General features: G+C 46.8%; 5 protein-coding genes and 1 pseudogene. 3 read left to right on the top strand and 3 right to left on the bottom strand.

Annotated elements, in window-relative coordinates:
• The 3 genes and pseudogenes from mtbB to ACPK8D_RS00540 form a co-directional block, all read left to right on the top strand.
• Window positions 1–1,233: pseudogene (gene mtbB, locus ACPK8D_RS00550) on the top strand ([dimethylamine--corrinoid protein] Co-methyltransferase); the annotation flags it as partial.
• A gap of 945 nt (window positions 1,234–2,178) precedes the next feature.
• Entirely contained in the window at window positions 2,179–3,792 is a 1,614-nt protein-coding gene (gene lysS, locus ACPK8D_RS00545) for a lysine--tRNA ligase (protein WP_424715894.1), read from the top strand.
• A 2-nt stretch (window positions 3,793–3,794) separates the two neighbouring features.
• Window positions 3,795–4,475 carry a class I SAM-dependent methyltransferase gene (locus tag ACPK8D_RS00540; RefSeq protein WP_424715893.1) on the top strand — a complete coding sequence of 227 codons (681 nt, stop codon included), beginning with the start codon at window positions 3,795–3,797 and terminating at the stop codon, window positions 4,473–4,475.
• A gap of 140 nt (window positions 4,476–4,615) precedes the next feature.
• Here ACPK8D_RS00540 and ACPK8D_RS00535 read toward each other — a convergent pair whose 3' ends face one another.
• The 3 genes from ACPK8D_RS00535 to ACPK8D_RS00525 form a co-directional block, all read right to left on the bottom strand.
• Window positions 4,616–4,873 carry a pro-sigmaK processing inhibitor BofA family protein gene (locus ACPK8D_RS00535; protein ID WP_424715892.1) on the bottom strand — a complete coding sequence of 86 codons (258 nt, stop codon included), beginning with the start codon at window positions 4,871–4,873 and terminating at the stop codon, window positions 4,616–4,618.
• A 146-nt stretch (window positions 4,874–5,019) separates the two neighbouring features.
• A complete protein-coding gene (locus ACPK8D_RS00530) occupies window positions 5,020–5,478 on the bottom strand; it encodes a nucleoside 2-deoxyribosyltransferase (RefSeq protein WP_424715891.1) in 459 nt (152 codons plus the stop codon).
• A 42-nt stretch (window positions 5,479–5,520) separates the two neighbouring features.
• Window positions 5,521–8,058 carry a DUF3656 domain-containing U32 family peptidase gene (locus tag ACPK8D_RS00525; RefSeq protein ID WP_424715890.1) on the bottom strand — a complete coding sequence of 846 codons (2,538 nt, stop codon included), beginning with the start codon at window positions 8,056–8,058 and terminating at the stop codon, window positions 5,521–5,523.
• Window positions 8,059–8,305 lie beyond the last annotated feature (247 nt).

Raw genomic sequence — 8,305 nt, 5'->3', positions numbered from 1 at the left:
GGCAAGGCTGTCAGTGTCGAGCAGGGCATGGAAATTCCCGTAACGCACGATATCGGCACTATAAGGCTTGATGGCGACCAGGGCAACAGTGGCGTTGGAATCCCTTCCAGCCGCCTTGTTGGCTGCATGATGCACGAACGGGCTTTCGGTGCTGACACAATGGAACTCGGGCACATAGACTATAGTTTCAAGCCGGTAAAGCCTGTGGTTTCAAACGAGTGCCAGGCAATGGAAGTCTGCCAGCAGAACATGGTTATTCCGCTGTTTTACGGCGCAATGCCCAATATGGGATTGTATTATACTCCTGACGGTCCTTTCGAGAATCCCGGCGACCTTATGAAAGCTTTCAAAATCCAGGAAGCCTGGGAATCCATGGAACACGCTGCCGAACACCTGTCAAGGGACACGGTCTGGATCATGCAGAAACTGTTTGCCTCAGGGGCCGATGGGGTCAATTTCGACACAACGGCTGCCGCAGGCGACGGAGACTTTTACGGCACGCTTCATGCAATCGAAGCGCTCAGGAAGGAATTCCCTGACATGTACATCGAAGCAGGCATGGCCGGCGAAATGGTACTGGGAATGCACGGCGGGCTTCAGTATGACGGAGTAACCCTTGCAGGGCTCTGGCCGCACCAGCAGGCTCCTCTTATTGCAAAGGCAGGAGCAAATGTCTTCGGGCCTGTGGTAAATACAAACACGAGCAAGACCTCAGCCTGGAACCTTGCGCGCGCGGTTACTTTCATAAAAGAAGCGGTTAAGGTTTCTACCCTGCCCTGTCATGTTGATATGGGAATGGGAGTTGGCGGAATCCCGATGCTTGAAACGCCTCCCATTGATGCGGTCACGAGGGCAAGCAAGGCAATGGTCGAGATTGCAGGCGTCGACGGCATATAGATCGGGGTCGGCGACCCTCTGGGTATGCCGATTTCCCACATAATGGCTTCAGGTATGACAGGAATGAGAGCTGCAGGCGACCTTGTCGCAAGAATGGAGTTCTCAAAGAACATGCGCATAGGCGAGGCAAAAGAATACGTGGCAAAGAAACTCGGGGTCGATACGATGGACCTGGTAGACGAGCACGTTATGCGCGAGCTGCGTGAGGAACTCGATATCGGGGTAATCACTTCGGTGCCGGGAGCTGCAAAAGGTATTGCCGCGAAAATGAATATCGAAAAGCTGCTTGATATTAAGATAAATTCCTGCAACGTATTCAGAAAGCAGATAGCGTAAACCGAAGAATTAAGCCAGCAGGCTGAATTCGCCTCACAGCAGGGAGATTAAGTACAGACCTGAGCACAGACCTGAAAAATCCAGACCTGACCGGGTTCAGACCTGAATAAATCCGAACCTGACGAAAAAAGCCGCTAAAAGAGTTATTCAGGCTGATTGCAGGTCTGGAGAGTCTCCCTGAAATAATAGCGGCCTCCCTGCTGCTTTTAATTTTCATTTTTGGCTCTTTTTAACTTCGGATTCCCTTTATTTTTCGTTTTCTTTAATTTTGAGACTTTCTTTATATTAATACAGTTATTTCTTCCTTTGAATACTCAGAATTTGTTTACTGACTTGGGACGTGCTTTCTTCTTTTTTCTTCCAGCTATATTGTTTTCACCTAGCTTGTCCTGAGATTTACTTTTTTTAAAACTGCATCCATCCAATTTCGAAATAGTTATATATTTATACGTGCTTTTATTTATTAGTAAATCAAATTTACTTGATTTGCCCTATAAAGTGCCATTTAAATCTCCGTAAATCTGCAGACTCCTGAATCAATTTGCCTTTGAACCTCCATTAATTTTTTCTTTTTTTTATTTTTTATATCTAGTGTTTCTTTTTATTTTCTGCTATTTCGGGTACTACCCTAGCGTGAAATTAAAAAAGGTTCAGGTTCCTTGCCCTCCAGCCCAAGGTTTATTAGTTGAAACGATAATTATGAAGGAAATTCAAGCTTTTCGCTTAAGCCCTTTTAAAAAGGCTTGCGTTGCGCCGGTTTATCACGCCGTTGCCAGGGGTTTTCGATCAAGCCCTTTTTGAAAAGGCTTGCGATCAAGCCGTTTTTTAAAAAGGCTTGCGAGAATTGTAAAGGAATTCAAATTCTGGATAAACACATGAAGAGCCTTTTAGTTTCTATTTTCGTATCCGTTTCCAAGTTTATAGGAAATTCTGGTGAGGAGAAATATGGCTGACACAATTCACTGGGCAGACGTCATAGCCGAAGACGTGTTAAAAAAGAGCGGAAAACATCTTGTTGCCACGGGCATCACTCCGTCTGGGCATATCCATATAGGCAACATGAGAGAAGTCGTGACTGCCGATGCTGCTTACAGGGCTCTGGTTGATAAAGGAGCAAATGCTGACTTTATCTATATTGCCGATAACTTTGATCCCCTGCGCAAGGTTTACCCTTTCCTCCCCGAGAGTTATGCCGAACATGTGGGGAAACCCATATCCGAAATTCCCTGCCCCTGCGGAGACTGCGCAAACTATGCCGAACATTTCCTGAAACCTTTCCTTGAAGCCCTCAGGCGCCTGGGCATCAATCCTCAGGTTTACAGGGCAGATGAGATGTACAGGGCAGGCAAATATACCGAAGCAATAAAAACCGCCCTTGTAAAAAGAGACGCCATTGCAAAAATCCTCGAAGAAGTTTCGGGAAAAACCGTAGCATCGGAGTGGAGCCCTTTCAATCCCAGATGCAATCAATGCGGGAAGATTACAACGACAAAAGTTACGGGTTTTGATCTGGAAGCCGAGACCGTGGATTATATCTGTGCATGCGGGCACTCCGGAACCGTGCCCATGGTCGGAGGAGGAAAACTCACCTGGCGCGTGGACTGGCCTGCTCGCTGGGCGGTTTTAGGGGTGACAGTCGAACCTTTCGGAAAAGACCACGCTTCGAGAGGCGGTTCTTACGATACCGGAAAACGAATAGTAAAAGAAATTTTCGGGTACGAAGCTCCGTATCCTATTGTCTATGAGTGGATAATGCTTGGAAAGCAGGGGGCGATGTCTTCTTCCACAGGGGTTGTTATCTCGATTTCGGACATGCTCGAAGTTTTGCCTCCTGAGGTTCTTCGCTATCTGATCATCCGCACAAAACCTGAAAAACATATCCAGTTCGACCCTGGACAGCCTCTTCTTACCCTAGTGGACGAATATGAACGGCTCAGGACGCAGTTCAGGGAAAATGACCCTTCACTTGGGGCTTTTCAAAGGAGGGTTTATGAACTTTCCAGGGCAACGGGTATTTGCCAGTCTGAAATTCCTTTCAAGCAGATGGTGACTATCTATCAGGTAGCAAGAGGAGATTTTGATGGAATCCTGAAAACCGTAAAACGCTCAGGCTCTTCAACTGAAGACAAGAAGTGCATAAAGGAACTTGCAGACAGTGTCTCCAAATGGCTTGAACTTTATGCTCCGCCTTTTGCTAAATTTAATGTAAAAGAAAAGGTACCTGTGCAGGCTGCAACCCTATCCGAGCTCCAGAAAGCTTTTCTTTCAGCTTTTGCAGCCCTTATTGAAGCCAGAGAGGAAATCAGCGGGGAAGAATACCATATGCTGGTCTATTCTGCAAAAGACGAGGGTTCCGAACTGAACAGGCGGATTGCGGAAAAGCTGGGTATTCCTGCTCCGCAAATTGATCCCAGGGACCTTTTCAAAGCAATTTATATTTCAATACTGGGTCAAAGCTCGGGCCCCAAAGCCGGCTGGTTCCTATCATCTTTTGAGAAGGAGTTCCTGGTAGAAAGGTTTGAGGAGTCTTCAACCTACAGCCCTGAAAAACACGCATAAACATGGATAAATCAGACATTCATAAGCTCACAGGTTCGCAGGCAGTCCCTGCGAAAAATCATTTTCTTGCCTGGGATAGGGAATACGCCCACCTGAAATGGGGCGGGCCTGCACCTGTCCGGGATATTCAGGCTCATCTTCTGCCCGGATCCAGAGTTCTTGATGCAGGATCAGGAAACGGCAGATACCTTGGGGAGCTTGCAAGGCGCTATGATGCAATTGGAATTGACATTTCTTTAACTGCCCTTAACGGTTCCAGAACTCAGCTTGCAAGGAGCGGAAGGTTTGCCGAGCATCTAGGGGCAAGTATTTCGGATCTTCCTTTCAAAGCCTGCACTTTTGACGGAATTCTCTGCTATGGGGTACTCCAGCACCTTTTCAAAGAAGAAAGAGAATCCGCGGTCGAAGAATTCCGTCACATACTCCGAGAGGGTGGGCCTGTCTTTTTTGAAGCCTTCGGCTGTGAGGACATGCGCTGCGGCGGAGAAACTTCAATCCCTTTTGAGGAGAGAACTTTTGCCCGGCAAAATGGCATAATTTACCATTATTTTACCAGAGAGGAAGTTAGGGCGCTTTTCAAGGAATTTGAAGTTATCGGGCTGGAAGATATAATAAAAGAAAAAACTTTCAGGGGAGAAACTTATAAAAGGCATCTGGTAAGAGGGATCTTCCGGAAGCCTTGAATTTATTATCTTCGAAAGGTTGAATTTATTCATTTAGGAAATCCTGGATTTCTCCTCTCCGGAAGCTTTCAAGGATTTCAGGTTGTACCCTCGACCTATCGCTTTCAATCTTCCCTGCCACTATTCTCCCTGTTTACCTGTCATACGAAAGCCATTTTGAGATAATTTAACGCCACTATGGCAAGCGCTCCGAAAATGCCCCCTATTGCACAGATAAGAACTGCTACCCATGTGATAGTGATATTAACCCCGAGTAAAACTTTTGCCGCGAACAGAACTAAGACCCCAAGTACTGCATTTATTGCAAGGCTGGTTGCGGTCTTCAGGGCTTTATACAGGAAGAAGGCCACTACAATTGCCAGGACCAGTACTAAAATTTCTATGATTTCAACTACCATGAGTCATAGATAGGGATTCAACTTATTTATAATTATCACTGAGTTTTATAATACAGTTAAGGACTATAAAAGCTTATAAGTCAGGCTTGAATAGGACACCCAATGACTTTTTTATAAAATAAAAGCTAATTCCGGGTTTTTTTTCCTTACAGGGCCCGGATAAACTCAATAATAATATTTTTAAGTGAAGTTTTATCCGGATAAGCCTTTGTCTCAAGTAAAGGGTCTGGATTTCCAAGTACCATTGCCGAGACTGCTGCGTCCGGGCTGTAAAGGCAGAGCACGGGAATTCCCCGGACAAGCGCCCTGCAGATTTCGTAACCCACACCTGTAGAAGGCACTGTAACCTCTGCAATCAGGGCATCGCTCTTCACAAGCAAACCCATATCCCTGGCATAAATCTCTTCCTCTGTCATTCTCATTTCTACTTTTTCCAGCTCAGGGTCGGCAACGTGCCAGCTGAGCACCTCAACCCCTGCATCTTCCAGGGCATCAAACATAAACCTGTACGTCTCAAGCAGTTGCCTTCCTCCGCGGATCGAGCCAGACAGGAAAATTTTGGGGTTTCGCCTTTCCGAAACCGCTATTTTCTCCAGGTTTTCCATTTTCCTTTCACCTTTTAACCGTTTTTCCGGTAATTCCGGCTTTTACTGCACGCCCCTGAAATAATGTCCTGTAGTAAAACCTTTTCCAAGCTTCTCGCAGTTTTCATGTCCCTGTTTCCCGGTCTCAAGATAAGCATCAATCACGTTCCTGTAGGCCCGGGTTATTCTTCTTATCTCGTCTTGATTTTCCATTCCTAGCGTTTCAACCCTGAGGCTTGAAATTCCGCTTTTGAGGATTTCAGGAACGTATTCAAGCATGCAAAGCGATCTTGAGTTAAGGAGATGCATCCTGCATTCAGAGTCCAGGAGCAGAGGGAACTCATAGTTTTTCTCGTCTACCAGTGTAAACTTTCCTGACCTGCATGGGCCATTGCACTGGCCTTTATCGCTCCCAGGCAGCCCGCCTATAAGGCAGTGTTCGGATTCCATCAGTTCAAGGCGGCCGTGGACGATACACTCTGCAGGCCCGTAAGAAGCAACACTTTTTAATTCCTCAAGGGTTAGTTCCGGAGAAATCACAGCCATCTGAGCCCCTTCCTGTAGAAGAAGGGCAAAAGTGCGGCTATTAAAAACATTCAGAGGACTGTCCGCAATAAAAGGAATTTTCCCGGCTTTTGCAAGGTTGAGGGTTCCCAGGTTTGAAATGACAACGCCGTCAGCTCCCAGTTCTCTTACACGAGAAAAAGTCTTTTCCACAGACTTCATTTCGGAATCTTTCACGACCTTTGGGGTACTGAAATAGATGTTCTTGCCTGCCTTTTGCGTTTCTGTGACAGCTTTCTCAAAAACAGTTTCATGCCCCTGTGCAGAATCCTCTTTCTGCCCTGCTGTTTCCGGCCTTCGGAAAAGCCCTTCACCGAAATAAACCCGATCGGCTCCGCCTGCAAGTGCCGCTTGAAGCCCGTCAAGGGAATATACGGAAACCGAAAGTACAGGACGCATCGGATTGTTATCTCGAATGGTCCCTGCTTCCTGTCCTGCTATTTCTCCGGATTCACAGAATTGCAGAGTATCGAAAGGTTTTCGTTTCCACCTGGAAATCCGCAGGTTTTCAAGCTGTTCTATTGCTTTTGTCCTCAGCTCGTTCAACTGCCCCACAGGAATAAAAATATCCCCTTCCATAGTGACATGAAGTTCAGCGGCTTCAAAAAGTGTGTTTCCAAGTTTTGAAAGTTGCTTTTCGATCTGCTCCTTTGAAGTAGGCTGCTTTTCAGCCTTCTCAACCAGATACCCGGACTCAATTATTACTGCGTTTGAATCCCTGTCTTTTACCTCAAGCCTGACAGGCCTGCCCGATGCAAGGGTTGCCGTGATGAATACAGGGATTTTAGGCCTCAGGCTGACGAACTCACTTTCTTTTTTAAGGGAATCCATAAGCTTTTTGTCATGCGTCCTGTACACTGTGCTTCCTGCCGGGGCCCTTGAGTCGAAGGGAATTTCTACCGTATCTCCCGCCCCTGCACTGTATACCGGGCCCTTTCCCGTATACATTGAGGAGACGATTTTTCCTTTGTCTTCGGGCCTGGTTTCTGCATTTTCAACCATTATCCCGTCTCCCAGGCGAAGAGACCGTGAAAGTTTTATACGGATACGGTTTGCACGCCTGTCATACCCTGTAACCGTGCCTGCAGGAACTCCACGGTTGTGGGGATTCCCCCTGCTCATAAGCTCCCAGCGCGGGTTTTCAAAAAGATAACCCTGAGTAAAACCTCTGTTAAAGAGCTGGATAAGTATTTCCTGCTCATCTTCGGAGACCGAATATCCCTCAGGATTTTCAATATACCTGTCAATCAGGCTGCGGTAAATTCTGACAACGCCTGCGACATATTCCGGCCTTTTCATCCGGCCTTCGATTTTGAAAGATTCGATCCCGGCTTCTATAAGGGCTCCGAGGCCTGAGCTTGTGTTAAGATCTTTTGGGCTCAGGAGATAGCTGCCGGTTGTTTTGATCGGTTTTCCTTCGCAGTAGAGTCTGTATTTTTTGCGGCAAGGCTGAGCGCAGAACCCCCGGTTTCCGCTTCTTCCCCCTATAAGGCTGCTCAGGAGGCACTGGCCGGAATAGGAAATGCAGAGAGCCCCATGTACGAAAATCTCGATTTCAGTGCCAGTTCGCTCTTTTATCCGTTTTATATCTTCAAGCGACGATTCCCGTGCAAGCACAGCCCTTTCTATTCCCAGTTTTTTTACAAATTCAACTCCTTCGCTGTTGTGCAAAGTCATTTGCGTGCTCGCGTGCAGCGGAAGGTCAGGCAGATATTTTCCTGCAAGAAAGATGAGCCCGAGGTCCTGGACTATGACTGCGTCAGTCCCTATTTCTCTCAGGCAGGAAAGCATTTTAAGGGCGCTTTCCACTTCTTCTTCCTTAAGCAGCGTATTTACGGTTACGTATACTTTCACGCCCCTGAGATGAGCATAATCGATGGCTTCTTCAAGTTCTTTTTCTGAGAAGTTCGAGGCATACCCCCGAGCACTGAAAGCCCGGGCTCCGAGATATACGGCGTCAGCCCCATTTTCTACGGCTGCAACAAAAGCTTCCATGCCGCCTGCCGGGGCAAGCAGTTCCGGTTTTTCAGGCTTCATCAGATGGGATTAGAGAACCCGCCCTTAATTAAGCTTTGGCATCCCCTTCCTGGCCGCAGGACGTAAATACTTCAAAAACCCCTGGGAAAAAGGAGAACTAAAATCGCAAGACTGGATAATTAATAGCCATAAAAATAGAAAAAGATAAATAAAATGAAGATCGTCCGGCCTGAAAACTTCCTTCGGTAATCCGACAACTTATCCAGAATAACACGGATCAATAATACTCCAGAGGCCCTGGAAAAAA

This window comes from Methanosarcina sp. (genome assembly GCF_049706645.1).
Taxonomy (GTDB): Archaea; Halobacteriota; Methanosarcinia; order Methanosarcinales; family Methanosarcinaceae; genus Methanosarcina.
This window is presented reverse-complemented; position numbering and strand designations above follow the sequence as displayed.

What these genes read in the sequence shown, in the direction of transcription:
- ACPK8D_RS00535 (WP_424715892.1), bottom strand. Translation starts at nt 4,873, where the DNA reads ATGGTAGTTGAAATCATAGAAATTTTAGTACTGGTCCTGGCAATTGTA.
- ACPK8D_RS00540 (WP_424715893.1), top strand. Translation starts at nt 3,795, where the DNA reads ATGGATAAATCAGACATTCATAAGCTCACAGGTTCGCAGGCAGTCCCT.
- lysS (WP_424715894.1), top strand. Translation starts at nt 2,179, where the DNA reads ATGGCTGACACAATTCACTGGGCAGACGTCATAGCCGAAGACGTGTTA.
- ACPK8D_RS00525 (WP_424715890.1), bottom strand. Translation starts at nt 8,058, where the DNA reads ATGAAGCCTGAAAAACCGGAACTGCTTGCCCCGGCAGGCGGCATGGAA.
- ACPK8D_RS00530 (WP_424715891.1), bottom strand. Translation starts at nt 5,478, where the DNA reads ATGGAAAACCTGGAGAAAATAGCGGTTTCGGAAAGGCGAAACCCCAAA.